At 73.7% G+C, this 23,152-nt stretch carries 22 protein-coding genes; 9 read left to right on the forward strand and 13 right to left on the reverse strand.

From position 1 onward, the window contains the following. Positions 1-97 precede the first annotated feature (97 nt). The 8 genes from I4Q55_RS38940 (at position 98) to I4Q55_RS38975 (ending at position 10,059) form a co-directional block, all read left to right on the forward strand. Entirely contained in the window at positions 98-946 is an 849-nt protein-coding gene (locus I4Q55_RS38940; RefSeq protein ID WP_206795475.1) for a helix-turn-helix transcriptional regulator, read from the forward strand. 129 nt (positions 947-1,075) lie between these two features. Continuing rightward, positions 1,076-1,648: a TetR/AcrR family transcriptional regulator gene (locus I4Q55_RS38945; protein WP_167384709.1), complete on the forward strand. Its 573-nt coding sequence runs from the start codon at positions 1,076-1,078 to the stop codon at positions 1,646-1,648. A 116-nt stretch (positions 1,649-1,764) separates the two neighbouring features. Then, positions 1,765-3,639: a CocE/NonD family hydrolase gene (locus I4Q55_RS38950; RefSeq protein ID WP_206795477.1), complete on the forward strand. Its 1,875-nt coding sequence runs from the start codon at positions 1,765-1,767 to the stop codon at positions 3,637-3,639. A gap of 29 nt (positions 3,640-3,668) precedes the next feature. Beyond that, the gene (locus I4Q55_RS38955) at positions 3,669-5,216 is read left to right on the forward strand and encodes an ABC transporter substrate-binding protein (protein WP_206795478.1); all 1,548 of its coding nucleotides are present in this window, start codon (positions 3,669-3,671) and stop codon (positions 5,214-5,216) included. Beyond that, entirely contained in the window at positions 5,213-6,565 is a 1,353-nt protein-coding gene (locus I4Q55_RS38960; protein ID WP_206795479.1) for a GH1 family beta-glucosidase, read from the forward strand. The genes I4Q55_RS38955 and I4Q55_RS38960 overlap by 4 nt, the downstream gene beginning before the upstream one ends. Beyond that, on the forward strand, positions 6,553-7,494 hold the full coding sequence (locus I4Q55_RS38965; protein ID WP_206795480.1) for an ABC transporter permease: 942 nt from the start codon (positions 6,553-6,555) through the stop codon (positions 7,492-7,494). Before I4Q55_RS38960 ends, I4Q55_RS38965 begins: the two co-directional genes overlap by 13 nt. Further along, a complete protein-coding gene (locus I4Q55_RS38970; protein ID WP_206795481.1) occupies positions 7,491-9,377 on the forward strand; it encodes a dipeptide/oligopeptide/nickel ABC transporter permease/ATP-binding protein in 1,887 nt (628 codons plus the stop codon). The genes I4Q55_RS38965 and I4Q55_RS38970 overlap by 4 nt, the downstream gene beginning before the upstream one ends. After that, the gene (locus I4Q55_RS38975) at positions 9,364-10,059 is read left to right on the forward strand and encodes an ABC transporter ATP-binding protein (RefSeq protein WP_206795482.1); all 696 of its coding nucleotides are present in this window, start codon (positions 9,364-9,366) and stop codon (positions 10,057-10,059) included. Before I4Q55_RS38970 ends, I4Q55_RS38975 begins: the two co-directional genes overlap by 14 nt. Here I4Q55_RS38975 and I4Q55_RS38980 read toward each other — a convergent pair. The 12 genes from I4Q55_RS38980 to I4Q55_RS39035 form a co-directional block, all read right to left on the reverse strand. Then, entirely contained in the window at positions 10,034-11,305 is a 1,272-nt protein-coding gene (locus tag I4Q55_RS38980; protein ID WP_206795483.1) for a glycosyltransferase, read from the reverse strand. The genes I4Q55_RS38975 and I4Q55_RS38980 overlap by 26 nt on opposite strands. A 189-nt stretch (positions 11,306-11,494) precedes the next feature. Beyond that, positions 11,495-12,691: a hypothetical protein gene (locus I4Q55_RS38985; RefSeq protein WP_206795484.1), complete on the reverse strand. Its 1,197-nt coding sequence runs from the start codon at positions 12,689-12,691 to the stop codon at positions 11,495-11,497. Then, positions 12,682-14,667 carry a CocE/NonD family hydrolase gene (locus I4Q55_RS38990; RefSeq protein ID WP_206795485.1) on the reverse strand — a complete coding sequence of 662 codons (1,986 nt, stop codon included), beginning with the start codon at positions 14,665-14,667 and terminating at the stop codon, positions 12,682-12,684. Before I4Q55_RS38990 ends, I4Q55_RS38985 begins: the two co-directional genes overlap by 10 nt. Then, positions 14,664-15,674 carry a 3-oxoacyl-ACP synthase III family protein gene (locus tag I4Q55_RS38995; RefSeq protein ID WP_206795486.1) on the reverse strand — a complete coding sequence of 337 codons (1,011 nt, stop codon included), beginning with the start codon at positions 15,672-15,674 and terminating at the stop codon, positions 14,664-14,666. The genes I4Q55_RS38990 and I4Q55_RS38995 overlap by 4 nt, the downstream gene beginning before the upstream one ends. A gap of 12 nt (positions 15,675-15,686) precedes the next feature. Beyond that, a complete protein-coding gene (locus I4Q55_RS39000; protein ID WP_277992060.1) occupies positions 15,687-15,905 on the reverse strand; it encodes a DUF5988 family protein in 219 nt (72 codons plus the stop codon). A 19-nt stretch (positions 15,906-15,924) separates the two neighbouring features. Beyond that, complete coding sequence (locus I4Q55_RS39005) at positions 15,925-16,704, reverse strand: ABC transporter permease (protein ID WP_206795488.1); 780 nt, start codon at positions 16,702-16,704, stop codon at positions 15,925-15,927. A 79-nt stretch (positions 16,705-16,783) separates the two neighbouring features. Further along, the gene (locus tag I4Q55_RS39010; RefSeq protein ID WP_206795525.1) at positions 16,784-17,749 is read right to left on the reverse strand and encodes an ATP-binding cassette domain-containing protein; all 966 of its coding nucleotides are present in this window, start codon (positions 17,747-17,749) and stop codon (positions 16,784-16,786) included. Between the two features lie 212 nt (positions 17,750-17,961). Then, positions 17,962-19,134, reverse strand: coding sequence for an AraC family transcriptional regulator (locus I4Q55_RS39015; RefSeq protein WP_307793433.1), 1,173 nt, complete (start codon positions 19,132-19,134; stop codon positions 17,962-17,964). A gap of 5 nt (positions 19,135-19,139) precedes the next feature. Continuing rightward, positions 19,140-19,787 carry a response regulator transcription factor gene (locus I4Q55_RS50800; RefSeq protein ID WP_206795491.1) on the reverse strand — a complete coding sequence of 216 codons (648 nt, stop codon included), beginning with the start codon at positions 19,785-19,787 and terminating at the stop codon, positions 19,140-19,142. 256 nt (positions 19,788-20,043) lie between these two features. Continuing rightward, entirely contained in the window at positions 20,044-20,253 is a 210-nt protein-coding gene (locus I4Q55_RS39025) for a hypothetical protein (protein WP_242547519.1), read from the reverse strand. A 26-nt stretch (positions 20,254-20,279) separates the two neighbouring features. After that, positions 20,280-20,666, reverse strand: a complete 387-nt coding sequence (locus tag I4Q55_RS39030) for a hypothetical protein (RefSeq protein WP_206795492.1) — start codon at positions 20,664-20,666, stop codon at positions 20,280-20,282. A gap of 56 nt (positions 20,667-20,722) precedes the next feature. Further along, positions 20,723-21,946, reverse strand: coding sequence for a GDSL-type esterase/lipase family protein (locus I4Q55_RS39035; protein WP_307793434.1), 1,224 nt, complete (start codon positions 21,944-21,946; stop codon positions 20,723-20,725). 129 nt (positions 21,947-22,075) lie between these two features. Between I4Q55_RS39035 and I4Q55_RS39040 the strand changes: the two genes are divergently transcribed. After that, positions 22,076-22,315, forward strand: coding sequence for a hypothetical protein (locus I4Q55_RS39040; RefSeq protein ID WP_242547520.1), 240 nt, complete (start codon positions 22,076-22,078; stop codon positions 22,313-22,315). Here I4Q55_RS39040 and I4Q55_RS39045 read toward each other — a convergent pair. Beyond that, positions 22,312-23,106, reverse strand: a complete 795-nt coding sequence (locus I4Q55_RS39045; protein WP_206795495.1) for a GH25 family lysozyme — start codon at positions 23,104-23,106, stop codon at positions 22,312-22,314. The two genes, I4Q55_RS39040 and I4Q55_RS39045, sit on opposite strands and share 4 nt — an antisense overlap. Positions 23,107-23,152 lie beyond the last annotated feature (46 nt).

A 23,152-nucleotide genomic window follows, 5' to 3' on the forward strand; every position in this document is an offset into this window, starting at 1 on the left:
CCGTACCGTGGCACGAATGTCCCATCGCGCCGAGGTCCCAGCTACCCCCGCCTGAGGGGAGGGGCCGGCGTTCGCGACGTTGTGCGAGGAGGCAGGCGTGAACCCGAACGCCACAGCCGACGACCGCCCGGAGATCTACCGCGCACTCGCCCGGATGCGCGACGCGACCGGCCTGCCGCTCACCTTCGGCGGCGAGGTCGGCGCCGGGCGGCAGGTGAAGCTGAGCCAGATCGCGGGCCCGAACACCGGTGCGCTCCGCGGCGTCAGCCTCGAGTACGGGCGCGGGCTCGGCGGGAAGGCGGTGGCGCAGCGGCGCCCCGTCGTCGTCGACGACTACGTGCGCTCCCCCGGGATCAGCCACCACTACGACCACATCATCATCGCCGAGGGGCTGCGGGCGATGGTGGCCGTGCCGGTCGTGGTGACGCGGACCGTGCGCGGCGTGCTCTACGGCGCGCTGCGCAGCTCGATGCCACTGGGCGACCGCGTGGTCCAGTCCGTCGTGGAGGCCGCGCGGGAGCTCGAGCAGAGCCTCGCCGTGCGCGACGAGGTGACCCGGCGGCTGGCCTGGCTCGACCGCTACGACGCGACCGACTGCCACCGGCCACACTGGGAACTGGTCCGTGCCGCCTACGCCGAGCTCCGGATCCTCACCCAGGACGTCACCGACCCGGTCTTGCGCGGGCGCGTCGGCGCGGTCTGCGAAACGCTCGCCGCCGTCGCCGGCCGGCCGGCGCGGACCGGCACCGGCCCGGCGCTGTCGGCGCGGGAGCTCGACGTGCTCGCCTGCGCCGCCCTCGGCTGGACCAACCACCAGATCGCGGAGGATCTCGGGATCACCGCGGAAACGGTGAAGAGCTACCTGCGCAGCGCGATGCGCAAGCTCGTCGCCCGCAGCCGGATGGAAGCCGTGGTCACCGCCCGCCGCTTCGGTCTTCTCCCATGAGGGTACTCGATGCGGTACGGTAGTACCGCGCGCCGCTTCGAACCCGGGCGTGTGCGAGGCTACGGAACCATGACCGCGAAGCCACCTTGGATGACGCCACCGGGAGCGCGCACGGCACGAAGCCGGCGCATGTCCGACGCCAAGCGCGAGGAGCTGATCCTGCGCCTGGAACGGCTTTTCCTGGACGAAGGCTTCGCCCGGCTGACCGTCGACGACCTGGCCAGCAGGCTGCAGTGCTCGAAGTCGACGCTGTACGCGGTGGCCGGCAGCAAGGAACAGCTCGTCGTGGTGGCCGTCCGCCACTTCTTCCAGGAGGCGGCCGCCCGGGTCGAAGAGAAGGTCGGGCCGATCACCGACCCGCCGCAGCGCATTGCCGAATACCTCGCCGGCCTGGGTTCCGAGCTGCGGCGGATGTCGCCGGAGTGCTACGCGGACCTGCTCACCTTCGAAGCGACCGCCGAGCTCTACGCCCGCCATTCGCTCGCCGCCGCGCACCGCGTCCGGGAGTCCATTCAGGACGGTGTCGCCTCCGGCGCGTTCCGGGCGGTCAACGCGGACTTCGTCGGCGCGGCGGTCAGCCTGCTCATCGACGGCATCCAGCACGGCGAGCTGCTCGACCGCTCGGGACTGTCGATGGCCGACGCGTACACCGAACTGGGGGCGCTGGTGCTCGCCGCGCTGACCAACCAGGGCGTTCAGTAACCGTTCTCCTCTCCACGAGGGCTTGCGTCGTCGCGGCGTCTGTGTCTAACGTACGGAATCCGGTACTGAGGTATTCGATCTAGTACCCACTGATTCCGGCGAAAGCGGAGGCGGCGATGCCTGCACGCACGGACACTGACCGGCGCCACGAAGTCGTGCTCCGGCGCGACGTCCGGATCCCCACGCCCGAGCCGGGAGTCACGCTTTCGGCCAACCTGTTCCTGCCCGACGGGCCGGGGCCGTTCCCGCTGCTGGTCACCGTCCTGCCGTACCGGCGGGACATCGCGGCGCTGAACGGCTCGCCTACCGAGCGCTGGTTCGCCGAGCGCGGCTACGCGTCGCTGCTGGTCGACCTGCTCGGCACCGGCTCCTCCGACGGGGTCCCGCGGCCGCCGTTCGACGCGAGTGAGGCCGACGACGCGCTCGACGCCATCCGCTGGGGCGCCGGCCAGTCCTGGTGCACCGGCGCGGTCGGCATGTGGGGCGGTTCCTACGGGGCCATCACGACCCTGCGCGCCGCCGCCCGGCGCCCGGACGCGCTCAAGGCGATCATCGCACTGGAAGGCCCGACCGACCCCGGCCGCGAATTCGTCCACCCCGGCGGCGCGCGGGGCGCGTTCGCCCCGCTGGCGTCGTGGTCGGTGAGCACGCTGTTCAACCAGCTGCTGCCGCCGGTGGACGACTTCGCCGACCCGAACGAGCAGGCCCGCTGGCACCGGCGCCTGACGTTCGCGCCGTACGTGCTGGACCTGTTCCGCAACGGCCCCGGCTCCCCCGTGTGGCCCCGGCGGCGGATCGACGTCCCGGCCGTCGAAGTCCCCGCGCTGTGCGTCGCGGGCTGGCGGGACCTGTTCGTCGACGGGGCGATCCGCGCGTACGAAGAACTGCGCGGTACCAAGGCGTTGCTCGCCGGGCCGTGGATGCACGTCATGCCGCAGGAGTGCCCGGTCACGCCGATCGACTTCCTCGAGATCGCCCGGTCCTGGTGGGACCGGTGGCTGCTCGGCGTGGACGACGGCGACGACGTCCCCGACGTGCGCGTCTACGTCCAGGGTGAACGGCCGCGCTGGCTCGCCTTCGATTCCTGGCCGCCGGAAGGCGGCGTCCGGACCGAGGACCTCACCGGCTGGCAGCGGTCCGCGCCGCCGGCCGCGGACCCCGCCACCGGCCTGCAGTCCGGGTTGTGGGCGACCCCCGCCGGGCAGTTCGGGCTGCCGCTGGACCAGCACGGCGACGACAGCCGCAGCCTCGGCTACACCTCGCCGCCGCTGCCCCGGCCGCGGCTGATCGCCGGACGGCCGTCGGTGACGCTGACCCGGCCGTGGCCGCGGGTGTCGGTGAAGCTCACCGACGTCGACCCGGCCGGGCGGTCGGTGCTGATCTGCGCCGGAATCGCCTGCGACAGCGAGGAAGAGCTCACCGTGCCGCTGACCCCGACCGCCTACGAAGTCGCCGCGGGACACCGGCTCCGCGTCGTCGTCGCCCCCGGCGACTTCCCCCGGGTCTGGCCACAGGAGCCGCCCGGGGGCTGGCCGGTGGCGCGGACGCTCACCCTCCCGTACGCCGACCCGGCGCGCGGACACGCCTGCGCCATCCCGGAACCGGCCGAGCCCGCGCTCGCCGGCCTCGAAGAGCAGCTCGACGACGACCCCGGCGGGCCCGGCGAGCAGGCCGCGTCCTGGGAGGTCACCGAAGACCTCCTGCACGACACGGTTTCGCTGCGCCTGGCCGGCCGCCACCGGATCCGCCCGGAGGACGTGCCCGGCGGGCGGCACACCCTGGCCGTCGACCAGGAGCTCACCGCCACCGCGCACCGGCTCGACCCGGCCGCGTCCACCGTCACCGGCCACATCACCGGCACCGTCGACACCGCGACCGGCGCCCACATCACCGTCGACGTCACGGTCACCGCGACCGCGAACACCCTCGACGCCTACGGAAAAGTTGCCCAGGACGGTGTTTTCCTGCTCGACCGGCACTGGCGCGGCTGAACCGCCCCGGCCCCAGCGAAAGGTCTCCCATGTCCTCCCCAGCCGTCCTTTCCCGCCGCGACTTCACCGTCGGCGGCCTGCTGTTCGCCGCCGGTCTGGCCGCCGCCGCGTGCGGCGGGCCGTCCGGCGCCCCGGCCGCGGACCGCACGCTGCGCATCGGCCAGTACTGGCCACCGACCAGCCTCGACCCGGCGAAAGCGGGCGGGGAGTCGCAGTTCTTCCTGCAACCCGCCTACGACCCGCTCATCTACCGGGCGGCCGACGGCAGCTACCAGCCGCGGCTCGCCACGGCGTGGCGCTACCTGGGCACCGGCAACACCGCCTTCGAAATCACCCTGCGCGAGGGCGTGACCTTCAGCGACGGCAGCCCGCTGACCGCCGAAGGGCTCAAGGCGAGCATCGAGCACTTCCGCCGGGCCGCGGGGCAGGCGGCCGCCTTCCTCGCCCCGATCGCGACGATGACCGTCCAGGGACCACTCGTGCTGCGGCTGACGCTGAACCAGCCGCACCCGCTGCTGCCGTCGCTGTTCACCCAGGACTTCCTCGCCGGCGACGTGATCAGCCCGGCCGGGACGGCCTCCCCGGCCGGGCTCGCGACCGGCACCGCGGGCGCCGGGCCCTACGTCCTGCTGCCCGGCGAGACCGTCACCGGAGACCACTACACCTACGGCCCCAACCCGAGGTACTGGAACGCGGCCGGCCGGTTCTACGACAAGATCACCGTCAAGGTGCTGCCCAACGAGAACACCGCCCTCGCCGCGCTCAAGACGGGCCAGGTCGACGTCGTCGCCGGCAGCTACGCCATCGCCGGCGGCGCGAAGGCCGCGGGGTTCGAGATCGCGTCCAGCCCGGCGATCGTGATGGGCCTGCAGCTCAACGACCGGGAGGGCACCCTGTGTCCGCCACTGGCCGACGTGCGGGTGCGGCAGGCGCTGAACTTCGCCGTCGACCGGGCCAAGATCACCGGCGCCCTGCTCGGCGAGTACGGCATCCCCGTCGACCAGCCCTCGGCGCCCGGTGAGGACGGCTACCTCGAACAACCCTTCTACACCCACGATCCCGGCAAGGCGCGGCAGCTGCTGACCGCGGCCGGGCACGCCGGCGGGTTCGCGCTGCCGGTGGTCATCCCGTCGACCCCCGCCTTCCCCGGCGACCTGGCCCAGGCGATCGCGTCGGACCTGCAGCAGGTCGGCGTCACCCTGCGGATCACGGCCAAGGACCCCGCGTCCGCCAACACCGAGCTCACCCGGTTCCCCGCCTCCAGCATGGGCTGGGGTGTGCTGCCCGCGTACTTCATGGGCCGCGGGCTCTGGCTGAAGGACGCGATCGGGATGAACCCGTTCCGCAGCAGCGATCCCGAGCTGGAAAGCCTCGACCGGCGCGCCGCCGCGGCCGACGACGCCGCCCGCCCCGCGCTCGACCGGCAGATCATCCGGCGCGTCGTCGAACTGGGCTGGTTCCTGCCGGTGTGCCTGAGCCCGGGCCTGCTGTTCTACCGCGACACCGTGGGCGTGGACCCGGTGCCCGGGCAGCCGTTCCCGAGCGTCGCCTCCTGGCACCCGGCGGGCCGGGGATGACCGACCCGGACCTGCTGTTCCCACCGGGGTTCCGGTGGGGCGTCGCCACGGCCGCGTTCCAGATCGAAGGCGCCTGGAACGCCGACGGCAAGGGACCGTCCAGCTGGGACACCCGTGCCCACCGCCCGGGCGGGCTGGCCGGGGGTGCCACCGGCGACGTCGCCTGCGACCACTACCACCGGCTGGGCGAGGACCTCGACCTGATGGCCGGGCTCGGCATCGGCAGCTACCGGTTCTCCGTGTCCTGGCCGCGGGTCCAGCCCACCGGGCGTGGCCGCTGGAACGGCCGCGGGCTGGCCTTCTACGACCGGCTGCTCGACGGCCTGCTGGCGCGGAACATCGAGCCGCTGCTCACGGTCTACCACTGGGACCACCCGCAGCCGGTCGAGGACGCCGGCGGGTGGGCCGTCCGCGACACCGCGGCCCGGTTCGCCGACTACGCCGAAGGACTCGCGGTCCGCTTCGGCGACCGCGTCCGGCGCTGGCTCACGCTCAACGAGCCGCTTTCGGTGATGCACGCGGAGATGAGCGGCCCGCCCCGGCCGTCGCGGCGGGACCACGGCCTGCGGGTCGCCCACCACCAGCTGCTCGCCCACGGCCTCGCCGTCCCCCGGCTGCGGGCCCACGTGCCCGGGGCCCAGGTCGGGATCAGCCTCAACCTGGCCGGCGTGACTCCGGCGTCCGACCGGCCCCAGGACCTGACCGCCGCCGCGCGTGCGGAGGTCTACGAGGACCGGCTGTTCCTGGATCCCCTGCTGCGCGGGGATTACCCGCACCTCGACGGCACGCCGGTGATCGAGGCCGGCGACGCCGACCGCCGGCTCATCGCGGCCCCGCTCGATTTCGTCGGCGTCAACTGGTACGCGCCGGCCCGGATCGCCGCGTCGGCGGCCGGCGTGTTCGGCTACACCCGGGTGCCGGTCCCGGGCGCGGACACGAACCTGCTCGGCTGGCCGGTGGTGCCGGAGGACTTCGGCGGGCTCCTGACCTGGCTGCGGGAGAACTACCCGGACCTGCCCCCGCTCGAGATCACCGAGAACGGCTACGCGGGCGTCGACGAGCCCGACGCCACCGGCTCGGTGCAGGACCTGCGGCGCATCTCCTACCTGCGCACCTGCCTGCGCCAGGTCCGCGCCGCCCTCGACGCGGGCTCGGACATCCGCGGCTACCACGTCTGGTCGCTGCTGGACAACCTCGAGTGGGACCACGGCTACCGCCCGCGCTTCGGGCTCGTGCACGTCGACTACGCGACGCTCGCCCGCACGCCGAAGGCGTCCTACCGGTGGTACCGGCAACTCGTCACCACCCAGTGCCACGACGGGAAGGACGGGCCGCCGTGCTCCGGTTGATCGCGCACCGCCTCGCCGTGTCGGTGGCGCTCGTGTTCGTCGTCTCGCTGGCGGCCTTCCTGCTGCAGTCCGCCGCCCCCGGCGACCTCGCCCGCGCCATCCTCGGGCAGAACTACAGCGTCCAGGCCCACGAGCAGCTGCGCCACCAGCTCGGCCTCGACCAGCCCCTGCTGACGCAGTACGGGCAGTGGCTGCGGGACGCGCTGCGGGGCGACCTCGGCACGTCGCCGATCAGCGGGCTTTCGGTCGCGGACGAGATCACCGGCCGGCTGCCGGTCACGCTGTCGCTGATCGGCTGCGCCACGGTGGTGACCGCGTTCGTCGGGGTCGCGCTCGGCGTGGTCAGCGCCGTCCACGGCGGCCGGATCGGCCGGGTCGTCGACGTCCTTTCGCTGATCGGCTACGCCTTGCCCAGCTTCTGGTTCGCGCTCACGATGGTGACGCTCTTCGCCGTCACCGTCCAGCTGCTGCCCGCCACCGGGTACGTGGCACTGGGCGCGTCGCCCGCGGGGTGGGCGCGCAGCCTGGTGCTGCCGGTCGCGACGCTGGCGCTGCCCGGGATCGCCGTGTTCGCCAAGCAGACCCGGGACGCGATGCTGGCGGCGCTGTCCCGCGACTACGTGACGGCGCTGCGGGCCCACGGCGTCCCCGAGACGTCGGTGGTGCTGCGCCACGCGCTGCGCAACGCGGCGATCCCGGTGGTCACCCTGGTGGGGCTGACGTTCATCGGGCTGCTGAGCGGCACGGTGTTCGTCGAGTCGGTCTTCGCCATGCCCGGTCTGGGCGGGCTCGCCGTCCAGGCCACCTCCCTGCACGACATCCGGATGATCCAAGGCGTGGTGGTGGTGTTCACGGTGATCGTCGTCGTGGTCAACCTCGTGGTGGACCTGGCCTACGGCTGGCTCAACCCGAAGGCGCGGGTCCGGTGACCGCCGGCATCGAGGAGTTCGTCGCCCGGCGCGTCCACCCCGGGCGACGGTGGCTCGCCGCGTTCCGCCGCCCGCTCGCGTGGGCGCCACTCGGGTACCTCGTCGTGCTGGTCGCCGGCTCGGTGCTCGCGCCGGTCCTCGCGCCCTACAGCCCGGTCGCGACGGACCTGGACCGGGTGCTCGCCGGGCCCGGTCCCGCGCACCCGCTCGGCACCGACGCGCTCGGCCGGGACGTGCTGACCCGGCTGATGTACGGCGGGCAGATCAGCCTGCTGCACGCGGCGATCGTCGTCGCCACCGTGCTCGCGGTGGGCGTCACCAGCGGCGTCGTCGCCGGCTACCTCGACGGCTGGTTCGACCGGGTGTTCACCTGGGTCGTCGACGTGCTGCTGGCGATCCCGGTCCTGATGACGCTGCTGGTGGTGCTGGCCGTGGTGGGCGAGCACCAGACGATCGTGATGATCGCGCTCGGCGTGCTCGTTTCGCCGGGCCTCGCGCGGGTGGTCCGCGGCGCCACCTTGGCGGTGCGCAAGGAGCTCTACGTCGCCGCCGCGCGGGTGTGCGGGCTGCCGCACCGCCGGATCGTGGCGGCGCACGTCCTGCCGCGGATCGCCGGCCCGGTCATCGTCCAGGTGTCGCTGCTGGCCGGCGGCGCGCTGCTCATCGACGCCGGGCTCAGCTACCTCGGGTTCGGCGCCCAGCCCCCGGACCCGACGTGGGGCGACATGATCGCGCAGGCCGCCGCGGTGATCGACCGGCAGCCGTGGCTGCTGGTCCCGCCGGGAGTCGTGCTCGGCCTGGCGATCCTGGCGTTCGGCCTGCTCGGCGACGTCGTCCGGGACGCGACCGCCGGTCACACCGAAGCGCCGCACGAGGCGGTCACGCGGTCGCTGACCCCGTGCGACGAGCCTGCCACGGCGCTGCTTTCCCTGCGGGACGTCGAGATCACCTTGCCCGGCGGGCGGATCGTGGTGGAGGACCTGAGCCTGGACATCGGCCACGGCGAGACGGTCGCGCTGGTCGGCGAGTCCGGCTGCGGCAAGTCGGTCACCGGACGCGCCCTGCTCGACCTGCTCCCGGCGGGCGGCGCGGTCACCGCCGGGAGCTTCCGCTTCGACGGCGTGGATCTGGCTCCGGCCGGGCCGCGCGCCCTGCGCGGCACGCGGATCGCGCTGATCTCGCAGGACCCGGTGGCGGCGCTCGACCCGGTGTTCACCGTGGCGAACCAGCTCGGCGAGCTGGTCCGGCTGCGCCACGGCGGATCGCGGGCGGCGGTGCGCGAGCGCACCCTGGGCCTGCTGCACGACGTGAACCTGCCGCCGTCGGTCGCCCACCGCTACCCGCACGAGCTGTCCGGCGGCATGGCCCAGCGCGTCGCGATCGCGATGGCGCTGGCCGGGGAGCCGAGCCTGCTCGTCGCCGACGAGCCGACGACCGCGCTGGACGCCGCGATCCAGGCGGAAGTGCTGGGCCTGCTCGGCCGGCTGCGGGCCGAGCGGGGGATGGCGATCCTGCTCATCACGCACGACTGGTCGGTGGTTTCTTCGTTCTGCCAACGGGCCTACGTGATGTACGCCGGCCACATCGTGGAGTCCGGCCCGGTCGAGGACCTGCTGACGCGGCCGCGGCACCCGTACACCGAGGGCCTGCTCGGCGCGATGCCGAGCCGGGCGCGGCCGGGCACGCGGCTGACGGCGATCCCCGGGACGGTGCCGGACCCGGCGCACTGGCCGCGAGGCTGTCACTTCGCCCCGCGCTGCACCCTCGCGACGGCGGACTGCACGGCCGCGCCGGTCCCGGTCGCCGAACCCGCCGCCGGGCACCGCACCCGGTGCCTCCACCACGCGAAGCTGTCACCAGGAGGGGAACGTGCCTCTGCTTGAGCTCCAGGACCTGCGCGTCGGCTACCGCCCGCACCACCCGGTGGTGGACGGCGTGAGCCTCGCCGTCCGGCGCGGCGAGACGCTCGGGCTGCTCGGCGCGTCCGGCTCGGGGAAGTCGACGATCGGGCACGCGATCGTCGGGCTGGTCCGGCCGTCGGGCGGCCGGATCCTCTTCCGCGGCGAGGACATCGCCGGCACCCGGCGGCGCGAGCTGAGCAGGCACCTGCAGATCGTGTTCCAGGACCCGCACGGCTCGCTGAACCCGTCCCGCACGGTCGGCAGCACGCTGGCCGAGCCCCTGCGCGTGGTCGGGCGCCTGTCCCGCCGGGCGGCCGAGCGGCGGGTCGCCGAGGTGCTGGACCGGGTCGGGCTGTCCCCGGCCGCGGCGACCCGCTACCCCGGCGCGTTCTCCGGCGGGCAGCTGCAGCGGATCGCCATCGCCCGCGCGCTGGTGCCGGAGCCGGAGCTGGTGGTCTGCGACGAGCCGACCAGCGCGCTCGACCTGTCGGTGCAGGCGCAGGTCCTGAACCTGCTGCTGGACCTGCAGCAGCAGCTGGGGTTGAGTTATCTGTTCATTTCGCACGACATCGACGTGGTGCGGTTCTTCTGCCACCGGGTGGTGGTGCTGCGCGGTGGCCGGGTCGCCGAGCAGGTGCCTACCCGAGCGCTTCCAGGACCTTGACCGCGTGCCCGACCCCGTCCTCCGCCCGGATCAGTTCACCCAGCTCCCTCGCCCGGGCGGGGAGAGTTCCCTCGACGGCCGCGCCGATCGCCCGGGCCAACCCCTCCGCCGTCAGTTCGCGCAACGGCTGGGGCGGCGGGGCCACGCCCAACGCGAACAGCCGCCGTCCGAAGAACGGCTGGTCGAACATGAACGGGCAGACCACCTGCGGCCGGCCCGCCGCCAGGGCCGCGGCCGTCGTGCCCGCTCCGCCGTGGTGGACCACCGCCGCCATCCGGGGGAAGAGCCAGTCGTGCGGGGCCTCCGTCAGGCAGAACACGTTGTGCCCCAAGCCCTCCGGTCGGATGCCGCCCCGGCCCAGCGCGACGATCGCGCGGACGCCTGTCGCGCGGAGGGCGGCCGCCACCACCTGGCCCGTGCGGGCCGGGTCGCTGCCGACCATGCTGCCGAACCCCAGGTAGACCGGCGGCTCCCCGGCCGCGAGGAAACCCGCCAGGTCCGCCGGCGGTGTCCACGGGGCCGGGGGCAGGAAGAAGAACCCGGGCGTGTGCACCGGTTCCGGGTACCAGGCCCGCGGCGGCAGCACGTGCCTGCTGAACGCCTGCAGCACCGGCGCCCTGCCGCCGTCGGGGCGCCGGAGCGGGTCGTGGGCGTGGCGGCGGCGCGGCAGGCCGAGCCCCTCGCGGCGGAACCGCGCCGGACTTCCGGTCAGGGCGCGGACGAACGTCCTGGTCGACGCGTACGACGCCCGGTTGAGCGCGGCCGGCAGCGGATACGGGAACAGCGGGTCGGGAAACGACGGCGTCGGCACCCAGAACGGCTGCAGGCACACCGGGACCGCCGGGACGCCGAGCACCTCGGCGATCGCGTGGCCGGGGACGTTGACCTGGTGCACGACGAGGTCGACGCCGCCGGCGTCGGCCGTCGCCCTGGCGAGCGCCGCGAGGTCGCCGAACACCCGCTCCATCGCCACGCGGTTGCGGCGCAGCAGCCGCAGCCCGAGCCGTTTCCCGCGCAGGCCGCGGAAGTTGCGCTCGACCGCCTCCCAGGCCGCCCGGTCGGCGACGAGCTTGTTCGTCCCGTCGTCGAGCGGGAACACCCGCGCGCAGAACGGCTCGGCGACCGCGGCCGACGACGCCGGCGCGGCCAGCACCACCTCGTGCCCGGCTCCGGTCAACCCGGCGGCCAGCGCGGCGAACGGCTGGACGTCGCCGCGGCTGCCGTGGGTCAGCAGCAGGACTTTCACGATTCCTCCCTGGTCGTTGCGCGGCACAAGCGCCCCAACGTGGCCTTGGTTGCGTCCAACGCACCGAAGGCCACATTGGGTGCGTCCAACGCACCGAAGGCCACATTGGGTGCGCTCAACGCACCGAAGGCCACATTGGGTGCGTTCAACGCACCGAAGGCCACATTGGGGCGCATGGCGACCGCCGTGCTAAGCCGAAGCGCCGATGATCAGCAGCTGCTCGTGGAGCTCCCGGACGATCCGGTCGACGTCGCCGCGGGTGAAGAAGCGGTCGGTGAAGATGTGCAGCACCGTCAGCCGGTCGCGGTAGGTCGAGACGTAGTAGCCGGGGAAGAACGTGTCGCCGACGGTGTTGAGGATGTGCAGCTCGGTGAACTCCAGCCCGGACGGTGCCGGGAACTCCGCCACCACGCCGAGGTTGCTGATCAGCGCGTAGGACAGGTTGCGGCCCAGGGTGTCCTCCATCGGCTCCGCTCCCCGGACGCCTTCGGGGCCGGCGAGGACCTCGTCCATCCGGGCCTTCACCTCGCGGCCCACGAGGACCGGGCTCAGCCGCGGCGACACGCCGGTCTCGGCCACGTAGGACATCATGAAGTTGGTCGTCTCCAGCTCGCCCACCGGCGGGTCGACCCGGCGCCGGAAGTCCACCGGCGACACGCAGTACATCGGCACGGCCTCCCGGCCGCCCGCCAGCACGCGCTGGGCGAGCAGGATCGCGCCGGCGACCAGGCCGTGCACCGTCGTCTCGTACCGGCGCGCCGCCCGCTTGAGCCACTGCGTCTCCTCCACCGAAAGCCGCAGGTAGCCGCTGAGCAGGCCCGCCGCCGGAGCCGTCGGCTCGGGCGGGACCGCGGAGTGGAACAGCCGCCGGTCGTACGGGATCAGGCCCAGCCGCTCGTGGAAGAGCGCCGCCGGCGGCGCGGGCAGCGCCGTTTCCGGCTCGCTCACCGGCTCGTCCCCCGACGCGAACGCCGTGAACACCCGCAGCAGCTCCCGGAAGGTGCCGAGCCACGCGTTCGCGTCGGTGATCGAGTGGTCGGTACGCAGGGCGACGTACCCGTGCCCGTCCCCCTGGACGAGCACGAGATCGGCGACCCCGGCCGTGGCGTCCCACGGCAGCGCGGTGATCCGCGCGAGCGCGTCCGGGCCGTCCGCCAGGACGATCACGTCCGGCTGGTGCTCGGGGTCCACCGCCAGCACGGCCTCCGGCGAGGTCCCGCGGATCCGGCCCCGCAGCGCCGGGTGCACGAAGCACAGGTGCCGGAACGCGCGGGTCAGGACGCCGGCGTCCAGCTCGCCCTCGTACTCCGCGGCCATGATCACCACCCGGTCGAGGTGGGCCAGCTCCAGGTAGTTCAGCGGACGTTCGAGCCCGGTCAGGTCCATTTCCACTCCCGCGTGAAGAACTGCGTGCCGTTGACGAGCACCTCGGCCGTGACGGCGGCGTCCGCCGAACCCATGTCGATGCCGGCCCGGACGACGACCCGGTCGCCGTCCGGTGTTTCGGCGGTCTTCTCCCCCGTCGCCGTCATCCGCGTGCCCGCCGGGTGGTGCTCGGGCACGCCGAGGTCCACCTGCGTGGTCATCGCGAGGAAGTCCCGGTCGTGGCCGGGAACCCGGATCCGGTCCCGCTTCTCCACGGTCAGCCGGACCGCCGGGCGGAGGTGGTCGCGGGCGATCTCCCAGCGGTCGTGGCCGGGGCCGGCCGGACCGCGCCGGGCCGGCGCCGGGACCACCACGTCGGTGAGCGCGTCGGAGTCGGCGGCGGGCAGGCTCAGCGTCGTGGCCTGGTGGCCCTCGTACTCTTCGGCGGCAAGGCCGACGTAGTCGCCGGGTCCGCGGATCACGCGGACGCCCAGCAGCCCCGGCTCGCCGGCGGGCCACAGCCGGGGGATGTCGGATTCGGCCACGACCAGCCGCACGCGGTGGCCCGTGGCGACCTGGTAGCACGTCGGGTCCAGCTGCACCAGCACGACGTCTTCGCGCCGGGCCAGGTTCACCGTGCCGGACGCGATGAGCAGCGAGCGGTCCTGTTCGTCGACGTCGGTCACCTTGAGCACGCACCGGGTCGCGGTGGTGCCGGGACCGAGCAGCAGCCGCACGGCCGGGCGGCCGGCGATCAGCAGCGGCTCCGGCAGCGGCGCGCTGGTGAACGCGAGCGTCCGGGCGTCGTCGTCGTGCTGGTCCAGCGGGTAGCCGAACCGGTCGGTCGGGTGCTTGGTGAGGCCGCTCAGCGCGCCCACGGTCGGGTCGCCCCGGCCGGTGACCGTGGCGGCCGCCGAGGGACGGCCGCCCGGCGCGGACCGGTAGAGGTGCCCCGAGCGGGACGCGACGAAGACGTGGTCGGCCTTCTTCTCCGGCGGCCACTGCGCGGCCCGCACCCACCGGGACCCCGTGCCCTGGACGAAGAACGTCGCGGTCCGTTCGCGGGTGCCCGCCCGCGGTGCCCGGCCGTGCAGCCACCGGTCCCACCACGCGCAGGCGAGCACGGCCGACGGGAACGGCTCGACCGCGGCCACGTCGGGGAACGTGTGCAGCCACGGCCCGGCGATCAGCTGCTTGGGCGCCCGGATCTGCTGGTACGCGGCGATCATCCCGTCGCAGAACAGGTCACGCCAGCCCGCGACGCACAACGACGGCACGGTGATCCGCCGCGCGTCGATCCGGCGCTCCGCCCACACCTCGTGCCCCGGCGGGTGCTCCCACGCGTCGGCGAACCACGGCTCGAACTTCTCCAGCCGTTCCTTCCACACGCTTTCGTAGTTCTCGCGGTCGCCGTCGCGCAGCGGGGGCAGCAGCGCGCAGAAGATGTGGTAGAGGCTCAGGTGCCCGAACATCCCGATCCCGCCGCGCAACCCGGCCGGGTGCACCAGGTCGCGTTCGACGTCGGTCCAGCCCATCACCGGGAAGATCGCCTTCAGCGCGGGCGGGCGCTCAGCCGCGACGGCGAGCGTCGTCATCCCGCCGTGGGACAGGCCCCACATCCCGACGCGGCCGGTGCACCACGGCTGCGCGGCGGCCCACTCGACCACCGACACGCCGTCGGCGACCTCGCCCGGGCTCAGCAGCGGCCGCGGCGTTCCCTCGGACGTCCCGATGCCGAAGCAGTCCACGTAGAGCACCGCGTAGCCGCGTTCGGCGAAGTACCGCAGGTAGCGGCTCGCCGCGATGCCGCCGAGGCCGTCCTTGCGTCCGGTGTGGAGGGTCACCAGCACCGGCACGCGGTGGGCCGTCTTCGGCAGGTAGAGGTCGGCGCCGAGGGTGAGCCCCGGCTCGCTGGACGGGATCCGGACGTCGCCGCGGAACTCGACGTCGTGGCGCGGCGGGCGCGAGCGCGGCACCCGCGCCGGGGGCCGGTTCACCGGGCCTCCGCGGGCTTGCGCGGCCGGGTCCACCGCAGGGTGGCCCCGCCCCAGCTCATGCCGCCGCCGAAGGCCACGAGCAGGACGACGTCGTCGTCGAACAGCCGCCCGGAGCGGACGGCGTCGTCGAGGGTGATCGGGACCGAGGCCGCGCCGGTGTTGCCGTAGCGCTCGACGGTCAGGTGCATCTGCTCCGGCCGCAGGTCGAGGGTGCCGGCGAGCTCCTCCAGCATCCGGCCGTTCGCCTGGTGCGGCACGATGAGGTCGATCTCCGACACCTCGAGCTCCGCCGCCTTCGCGACGTCGACGACGAGGTCGGGCAGCACCCGGGCGGCGAGGTCGCGGACCTGCCTGCCGCGCATGGCGAAGTAGTGCTCGCCCGCGGCGAGCGTCGCCGCGCTCGCCGGGCGGCGGCTGCCGCCCCCGGGCACGGTCACGAAGTCGGCTGTCCGCCCGTCCGAGCCCAGCGCGCTCGAAAGCAGCCCGCGGCCGCCGCCGCGCTTGCCGAGCACGACGGCACCCGCCCCGTCGCCGAAGAGCACGCAGGTGCGCCGGTCCTCGTAGTTCAGGATGCGCGAGTACGTGTCCGCGCCGATGACGAGGGCGTTGCGCGGCAAGGGATCCGCTTCGAGCAGCGCGTGCGCGGTGACCAGGGCGTAGACGAACCCGCTGCACACCGAGTCGACGTCGAAGGCCGCCGCGCGCATCGCGCCGAGGTTGGCCTGGACCGCGCAGGCGGTGGCCGGGATCGGCTGGTCGGGCGTCGAGGTGGCGACGATCAGCAGGTCGATGTCGGTGGCGGCGAGGTTCGCCGCGCGCAAGGCGTGTTCGGCGGCCCGGGTGGCCAGGTCGGACGTCGCCTCGTCCGGCGCCGCGACCCGGCGTTCGGCGATACGGGTCTTGTCGAAGATCCACTGTTCGCCGAGGCCGAGCCGGCGGCCGAGTTCGGCGCTGGTGAGGACGGTCTCCGGCAGGTAGGAACCGGTCCCGAGGATGGCGGTGTTCATGGGCGCCCTTCTCTATTCCGCGAATTTCGTCCGGTCGCACCAGACGAAGACGGCGCCGTCTTCCGGTACTCCGCTGAGGCTTTCCAAGGGGATGAAGTGCTCGTAGCCCGCCATGTACGGGATCTTCAACCGGTCCGCGGCCAGCGCGGCGCGGCGGACGAGCACGGTTTCGGGCATGCCGTCGGGTGCTCCTTTCAAGGTCACTTCCACGGTCGGCTCGGCAGAGCCCATGGCCGGTTTCACCTCTCCGTCATCCGACGCGCCGGTGGTAGGCGCGGATCGCCAGGGGGAAGAACACGAGCAGCACGCCGGCGGACCAGGCCAGCGCGCCGGTGAGCGGGCCCGCGACCGGACCGCCGCCCAGCAGGCCCCGCACGACGTCGGCGAGCAGGCTGACCGGGTTGACGCCGGACCAGGCCCGCAGCCAGCCCGGCATGGTCGCGGCGGGCACGAAGACGTTGCTCGCGAACACCAGCGGCATGAACAGCGCGACGGCCGTGCCCTGCACCGCGTCGCGGTCGCGCAGCACCATGCCGAGGAACACGGTGATCCAGCAGAAGCACAGCCCGGCGGTCACCAGGATCGCCGCCGCGGCCAGGACTTCGAGCGGTCCGGTCCGCACGCGGTAGCCGAGGGCGGTGCCCGCCGCGAGCAGCACGGCGATCGCCACGACGTAGCGCACCGCGCCGGCCAGCACCACCCCGGTCAGCGGCGCCGAGCGGGCGATCGGCATGCTGCGGAACCGGTCGAACACACCGCTGCCCGCGTCGCTGTTCAGCCCGACCCCGGCCGACAGGGTGGCCATCAGCACGCTCGGCACCATCAGCCCCGGCACCAGATCCTGCAGGTACGCGTCCGGGCTGCCGGCGATCGCGCCGCCGAACAGGTAGCCGAACATGACCAGGAACAGCAGCGGCTGCACGGTCACGTCGACCAGGTGCTCGGGGTTGCGGCGGATCTTGCGCACGCCCCGGCCGGCCAGGATCAGCCCGTGCCGCACGGCTTCCGCGGGTGCGACCCGGCCGCTCATCGGGAACTCCGCCCCGGGCCGGGGGAAACCCGCGGCCCGCCCGCACGCCGCGACCGTCCGGCGGCCGCCACCCACCCGGTCATCCCGCACTCCCTTCGCGCGCCGCCGGGACTTCCGGCGCGGCCGGCTTTCCGGTCAGCGCCAGGAACACCTCGTCCAGGCTCGGCAGCCGCAAGCCCAGCTCGGCCACCGCCAGCCCGGCCTGGTCCAGCTTCCGGACCACAGTGGACAGCACCATCGGGTCGGCCGCCGGGGCCGTGAGCAGCCCGGTGCCCGGGTCGCGGGCCGGCGTGGTGCCCGTCACCCGGCCCAGGACGCGGGCGGTCGCGTCCATGTCCTGGCTCAACGCCGGCCGGACCTGCACCGTGCGGCCGCCGACCCGGCGCTTGAGCTCGCCGGGGGTGCCGTCGGCCACGACCCGCCCGGCGTCGAACACCGTGACGCGGTCGGCGAGCCGGTCGGCCTCCTCCAGGTACTGCGTGGTGAGCAGGACGGTGACGCCGTCGGCCACCAGCTCCCGCACCACCTGCCACAGTTCCCGCCGCACGTGCGGGTCCAGCCCGGTGGTCGGCTCGTCGAGGCACAGCACCCGCGGCCCGCCGACCAGGCTGGCGGCCAGGTCGAGCCGGCGGCGCAGGCCGCCGGAATACGTCGACGCGGGCCGGGCGGCGGCCGGCCCGAGCTCGAAGCGCTCGAGCAGGTCCGCCGCCCGGTCCCGCGCCGCGGGGCGGGACAGTCCCAGCAGGCGGCCGAACAGCACCAGGTTTTCCGTGCCCGTCAGGTCCCCGTCGACGGACGCGTACTGGCCGGTGAGCCCGAGCAGCGCGCGCACCCGCGCCGGTTCGCGCGTCACGTCGAGCCCGCCGACCCGGACCAGGCCCTCGTCCGGCCGCAGGAGCGTGGCCAGCACCCGGACCATGGTCGTCTTCCCGGCGCCGTTCGGCCCGAGCACGCCGACCACCGTGCCCGCCTCGACGGCGAACCCGACCCGGTCGAGCGCGGTGGTCCGCCCGAACCGTTTGACCAGGTTCTCCACCCGGATCATCGGCGGCACTTTTCCCTCCTTCGGACTGTGCTCATTTCCGGCTGGGAGAGAATCCCTCCGGTTCCCGCCCGCAACCCATGATTCCGCGACCGGCACGCCGGCCGACATCCGAAAAGCGAACAATTGTCCCCCGCCGGCGGACGCGGGTGCGGGCACAAAAAAACCGGGTGTCACCCGTTTGCACGGACGACACCCGGTTCACCGGGGTGAATTCACCGCCGGAGCGTTTGCGACGGCCGTTCCCCGAACCGCTGCTGGTAGCGCGCGGCGAAGTGACCCGCGTGCAGGAAACCCCATTCCGCCGCGATCTCGGTCACCGTGACGGCGTCCGACTGGGCCGCCCGCAGCTGGTCGCGCACCCCGCGGAGGCGGGTCTCGCGCAGGTACTCCATCGGCCCCATCTTGAGGTGCTTGCGGAAGCCCAGCTGCAGCGACCGCTCGGTGACGTCGGCCTCCCGCGCCAGGCTCGCGGTCGTGTGCTGCCACTTCGGGTGGTTGTCGATCCACTCCAGCGCGATGCTCACCGCGCGGGTCGGCGCGGCGGGCACCTCGCCGTCGAGCATCCTCGTGTAGTTGCTGGGCTGCCCGAGCAGCAGCGCGGTGACCAGGGTGCGCTCGAACATCTCCGCGACCGCCCGCCGTTCGAGCAGCGAGCCCGGGCGCTCGAGCTCGGTGACCAGCATCCGCAGGCCGCGCAGCCAGCTCAGGCCGTTGCCCGAGCCGACGGCCATCGCGGGCGCGAACCGCAGCGGCTTGCGTAGTGGCGCGCCGAGCAGGTCGCTCAGCCGGGCCTCCAGCCCGGTCCGCTCCAGCCGCACGACCAGCTGCGCGCAGTCGCCCGGCCAGCGCAGCGCCACCGGGTCGCCCGGCGAGAGCACCGCGGCGGTCGTGGTGCTCAGCGCCACCCGCTCGGCGCCGCAGCGCGCCTCGGCTTCGCCCGCCAGCGGGACGAACACGGTGAAGAACGATTCGGCGGGCCTCGACGTGAAACGCACGGTTCCGCCATAGGTGAGAGCACTGACCGACAAATCGCGCAACCGCGCGTAGTGCATTCGCGCGTTCAGCCGCGGATCGCCACCGAGCACCCGGAGGGTGTGCGGTGCCCAAACCCGGCTCACTTCGTCACGCACATGATTCGGGTCACAGGAACGGAAGAGCTCGTAACGCGCGAGCGGCAATCCCGACGCGGAGCCGTCTTCCCTGGACAACACCGACCTCCGTTTCCATTCAGTGAATTCTTCCGGACTCCGAAGCCGCGTCGTCGCGCCTTCACCGAGTACTTCGGGCACCACGGCCGGGGCCGCGAAAGCGGGACCGCACCGACCGGCGCACCATCGTATGGCGGCGGCCGCGGCGACCGCATCGGTCGAAAGAACGAATTTCACCCGTTTCAGACGATGCCGAGATCGCGGGCGAAGGCGGCCAGCTGGGTGCGGCTGCGCAGGTCCAGCCGGGCCAGCATGCGGGACACGTGGGTCTTGACCGTCGACTGGCTCAGCCCGAGCTCCGCCGCCACCTCGAGGTTCGAGCAGCCCTGCGCGACGAGCCGGAGCACGCTCAGTTCCCGGTCGGTCAGCGGGATCCTCGGCGGCTCCCGCGGCCGGTACGGCACCCGGGTGCGGAATTCGTCGAGCAGCTCGCCGACCGCGACCGGGGCCAGCCAGCCCCCGCCCGCCGCGACCGCGCGGACGACCGCGGGCCACGGGGAGCCGCCACCGCTGTCGGCAGCGCTGTCGACGACGTAGCCGCGCACCCCCGCCTTCGCGGCGAGCACCACGTCACCGGGGCGGTAGGCACCGGCCAGCAGCACGACGGCGGGCGGCCGGCCGGCGCGCGCCAGGTCGCCGGCGACGGTGACGCCGTCCGTGCCCAGCACGTCCCGGTCGAGCACCACCACCGACGGCGCGAACTCTTCGAGCGCGGCGACGACGTCGCTCCAGGTCTCCGGCGTCCGGTACCGCACCTCGATGTCCGCTTCCCCGGCGAGCTGCCGGCCGACGCGGCCCGGACAGGACAGGATCAGCAGGACGCGGATCACGACCCGGGTTCCCCCGCACGGTATTCCGCTCGGCACTGGTTCGGACCTGTGGTCCCGATCAAGCCGCGTCACCTCCGGGGTGGTTCGTCGATGTCAGCGGAAAGTAGCGCAGCGACGACGGAGCGCACCAGCGGCACACCGTGGATCTCCGTCCCATCCGCGCACATCACCGGTTTGCCGGGGCACGGGTGGGCCGTCCGGTTCACGCGCGCCGGGCAAAAGGCGGAACGCGGCACGCCGGGGTGGGCGTCAACCGCTAGGCGAACCGCTCCCAGGCCGACTGCGGGGTCATGCCCAGTGCCTCGCCGATCTGGGACCACGGGCCGCCCAGTACCCGGGCCTTGCCCACCCACGCGGCCAGGTTCTCCTGCACCTGGCCGCTCGCCGCCGAGACCGGGGCGAGGTTCCGCAGCACCTGTTCCAGCGGGATGTCGTGCTCCCACGGGGCGATCACCGCGGTTCCCATGGCCGGCCTCCTTGTCAGGCGCGACCTCACAGACGCAAAGGAGCGCCTGACAAGAGGAAGGTCGCCGTCCACTCGGCGAGTTCCGTCAGCCGGCCGGTCAGCTCCTCGATCTCCGCCCAGCGGCGGTGTTCCCGTTCCAGGTCCGGCACCAGGAAGTCCTCCACCAGCAGCAGGAGTGTCGCGATCTCGTAGCCGACGTCGGCGAGCTGCAGGAACGGCCGGTACTCCGCTTCGGTGCCCGCCCCGTGCCGGGCGGCCCAGTCGCGGGCGCCGTGGCCCGCGGTCCGGCACACGGCCACCACCGTGCGCCGGAGGTCACCGCGCCGGGAACCGGGCTGTCCCTCGGTCAGCGGGGCGACGTTCCAGGCCACCGACAGCAGGCAGCACCCGGCGTCGTCCATCGACTCGTTCATCACCGGACGTACTTTGCTGACCGGCACGCACAGGCCCGCCGGTCCGACTCGCCGAGTCACCTCATCGTGTGGAATTCCGGCCCGGATCGGGCGAGCATCGGCAGCGAAACGAAGTCTGCGAGCGCCTGCTGGCCCGCGGCGTTGGCGTGGATGCCGTCGCCGGTGTCGTACGCCGGCCGGATGCTGTTCGGCTTCAGCGGATCCTTGAGCACCTCGTCGAAGTCGACGACGCCCGAACACGTGCCGCCGCAGGTGTTCCAGCGCTGGACGAACAGCGCGACCTCGTGCCGGGCCAGGTTCGCCTGGTCGCCGTACCCCGGCCGGGGCGTGATCGGCGCGACGTACACCGGGATCCCGGCGGCCCGCAGCCGCGCGAACACCGCGCGGTAGCTGTCGAGGATCGCCGCGGCGTCGCAGCCGTACGCCAGGTCGTTGGTGCCGTAGTAGTAGACGACCGCCGTGACGCCGTGCAGGGCCAGGACGTCCCGGTCCAGCCTGCTCGCCGCGTCCAGGCCCGCGACCTGCGGCGGCAGCCCCGGGCACGCCGAGGCGCTCGTCGTCCCGGAGACGCCGGCGTTGGCGACGGCGAGCGGCGCGGACGCGGCGACGAGCCGCCGGGCCAGGTCGTCGGTCCACCGCCGGTTCGCGCCGGGCGGGCTGCCGATGCCGTCGACGACCGAGCTGCCGAACGGGACGACCGTGCCCTGCAGCGCGGTGTTGTGCACGTCGACGGCGCTGACGACGTACGTGGACCCCACCGTGGCCGGGAAAGCGGCACCCGCGACCTCGCCGGTGTGGTCGCCCGAGCCCGGCGGGGTGAGGTAGTTGTCGCGCAGCGCCGCGCCGTGGCGGCCGGGCACGGCGGTGCCCTCGACCGCCATGCTCACCGCGAGATCGGAGTCCGGCCGCGTGACGAGCGGCGCCCGGTCGCTCCAGACCTCGCCACCCGCGGGAATCGTGACGGCCCGGCGGCCGCCGAAGGTCAGGTCACGCGAGAAGGTGACGGCGGCGCCGCCCGCGCTCGGCCCGGCGGTGGCGTGCCCGATGGTCAGCGGCCCGGCGCCGAAGGTGTTCTGGAACCGGACGCGCACGGCGTCGCCGCCCTGGCTCAGGTGCGTGATCATCCGCAGCGACCGGTCGGTGACGGCAGCGTCGGCCCGCCCGTCCTGCGACTGCGCCCACGACGTGAACCACGAACGCCCGGCCCCGGCGGCGCCCGGCGCGGAGACGGCGACGGCCGCGGCCACGGAAACCACAGCGAGCACGGCGATCCGGCGCACGACGCCTCCCGAGTCCACAAAGGACGGTCGACGAAGACCCGCCCCGCCGATCGTAGGCAGGCGAGCACGGCGGCGACAAGGATTTGTCCGTTCTTGTCAGCGGCGGCGGTTTTCGGTTCGATGGCGGGTATGAACCAACCCCGCATCTTCGGCGATCCGTACGAAACCCCGGACGGAACCACGGTGATCCCGGTCCACCGGCCGGTCGGGGTGTTCACCGTCCGCGAGGGCCAGGCCAAGTGGGAACCGGCGGTCGACGCCACGCGCGTCGCGCTGCTGGGTATCGGCGTCGGGCTGATCGCCGCCACCTTCGCCGGCATCACCATGGTGCACCGGCCGCCGTGGCCGGACCTGCGCCGCCGGCGCTAGGCCGCACCCTTCGCCAGCGCCTGCACCCGGCCGAGCGGGCCGTTGTAGTAGTTCTGGTCGCCCGGCAGGCCGCCGGTGCGGGCGAACTGCCAGATGCTCTGCTTCGCCCACCCCGCCGGCAGCTCGCCGACCTCCGGGGCGTACCGCGCCAGCCACAGCGGATCGGTGTTCCCGAAGCGGGCGGTGTTGCCCGTGCAGCGCTTCCACCACGTCGTGCTCGTGTAGATCAGCGCGCTGCGCTTGACCTTCGCCAGGTACGTGCGGGTGAAGTCGGCGATCCACGCGGTCATGTCCGCCGGGTTCTTGCCGTAGCAGACGTCGCCGTACGGGTTGTACTCGACGTCGAGCGCGCCGGGCAGCGTGGTGCCGTCCGGGCGCCAGCCGCCGCCGTAGGCGATGAAGTACTCCGCCTGCTCCGCGCCGCCCGAGACGTCCGGGCGGGCGAAGTGGTACGCGCCGCGGATGATGCCCGCCGCGTGGGCGCCGTCGTACTGCTGCCCGAACTGCGGGTTGACGAACCCGGTGCCCTCGGTCGCCTTGACGTAGCTGAACTTCGCCCCGGCGCCGGCCGCGGCGGCCCAGTCGACCGGGCCCTGGTGCCCGCTGACGTCGTGGCCGAGCGTCTGGCCGACGGCGTCGGCGCGTGGCGTGCCCTGGACGCCTTCGTGGCGCGCGATCTGCGTGCCCGCGTAGTTCTCGGCCGCCTGCGAGTAGTCGGCTCGCGCCGGCGTCGCGACCACCACGGCCGCGAGCGTCGCCAGCGCGGCCGCGCCCGCCACGGTTCGGTTCATCCGGGGCTCCGATCTTGGTACGGCAGATCCGGAGCCCATGCTGCCT

The organism is Amycolatopsis sp. MtRt-6, assembly GCF_017308975.1.
In the GTDB taxonomy this organism is placed as follows: Bacteria; Actinomycetota; Actinomycetes; order Mycobacteriales; family Pseudonocardiaceae; genus Amycolatopsis.

What these genes read in the sequence shown, in the direction of transcription:
- I4Q55_RS38995 (WP_206795486.1), bottom strand. Translation starts at nt 15,674, where the DNA reads ATGAACACCGCCATCCTCGGGACCGGTTCCTACCTGCCGGAGACCGTC.
- I4Q55_RS38960 (WP_206795479.1), top strand. Translation starts at nt 5,213, where the DNA reads ATGACCGACCCGGACCTGCTGTTCCCACCGGGGTTCCGGTGGGGCGTC.
- I4Q55_RS39040 (WP_242547520.1), top strand. Translation starts at nt 22,076, where the DNA reads ATGAACCAACCCCGCATCTTCGGCGATCCGTACGAAACCCCGGACGGA.
- I4Q55_RS39000 (WP_277992060.1), bottom strand. Translation starts at nt 15,905, where the DNA reads ATGGGCTCTGCCGAGCCGACCGTGGAAGTGACCTTGAAAGGAGCACCC.
- I4Q55_RS38955 (WP_206795478.1), top strand. Translation starts at nt 3,669, where the DNA reads ATGTCCTCCCCAGCCGTCCTTTCCCGCCGCGACTTCACCGTCGGCGGC.
- I4Q55_RS39025 (WP_242547519.1), bottom strand. Translation starts at nt 20,253, where the DNA reads ATGGGAACCGCGGTGATCGCCCCGTGGGAGCACGACATCCCGCTGGAA.
- I4Q55_RS39010 (WP_206795525.1), bottom strand. Translation starts at nt 17,749, where the DNA reads ATGATCCGGGTGGAGAACCTGGTCAAACGGTTCGGGCGGACCACCGCG.
- I4Q55_RS38945 (WP_167384709.1), top strand. Translation starts at nt 1,076, where the DNA reads ATGTCCGACGCCAAGCGCGAGGAGCTGATCCTGCGCCTGGAACGGCTT.
- I4Q55_RS38985 (WP_206795484.1), bottom strand. Translation starts at nt 12,691, where the DNA reads ATGGACCTGACCGGGCTCGAACGTCCGCTGAACTACCTGGAGCTGGCC.
- I4Q55_RS39045 (WP_206795495.1), bottom strand. Translation starts at nt 23,106, where the DNA reads ATGAACCGAACCGTGGCGGGCGCGGCCGCGCTGGCGACGCTCGCGGCC.
- I4Q55_RS39030 (WP_206795492.1), bottom strand. Translation starts at nt 20,666, where the DNA reads ATGAACGAGTCGATGGACGACGCCGGGTGCTGCCTGCTGTCGGTGGCC.
- I4Q55_RS39005 (WP_206795488.1), bottom strand. Translation starts at nt 16,704, where the DNA reads ATGAGCGGCCGGGTCGCACCCGCGGAAGCCGTGCGGCACGGGCTGATC.
- I4Q55_RS38950 (WP_206795477.1), top strand. Translation starts at nt 1,765, where the DNA reads ATGCCTGCACGCACGGACACTGACCGGCGCCACGAAGTCGTGCTCCGG.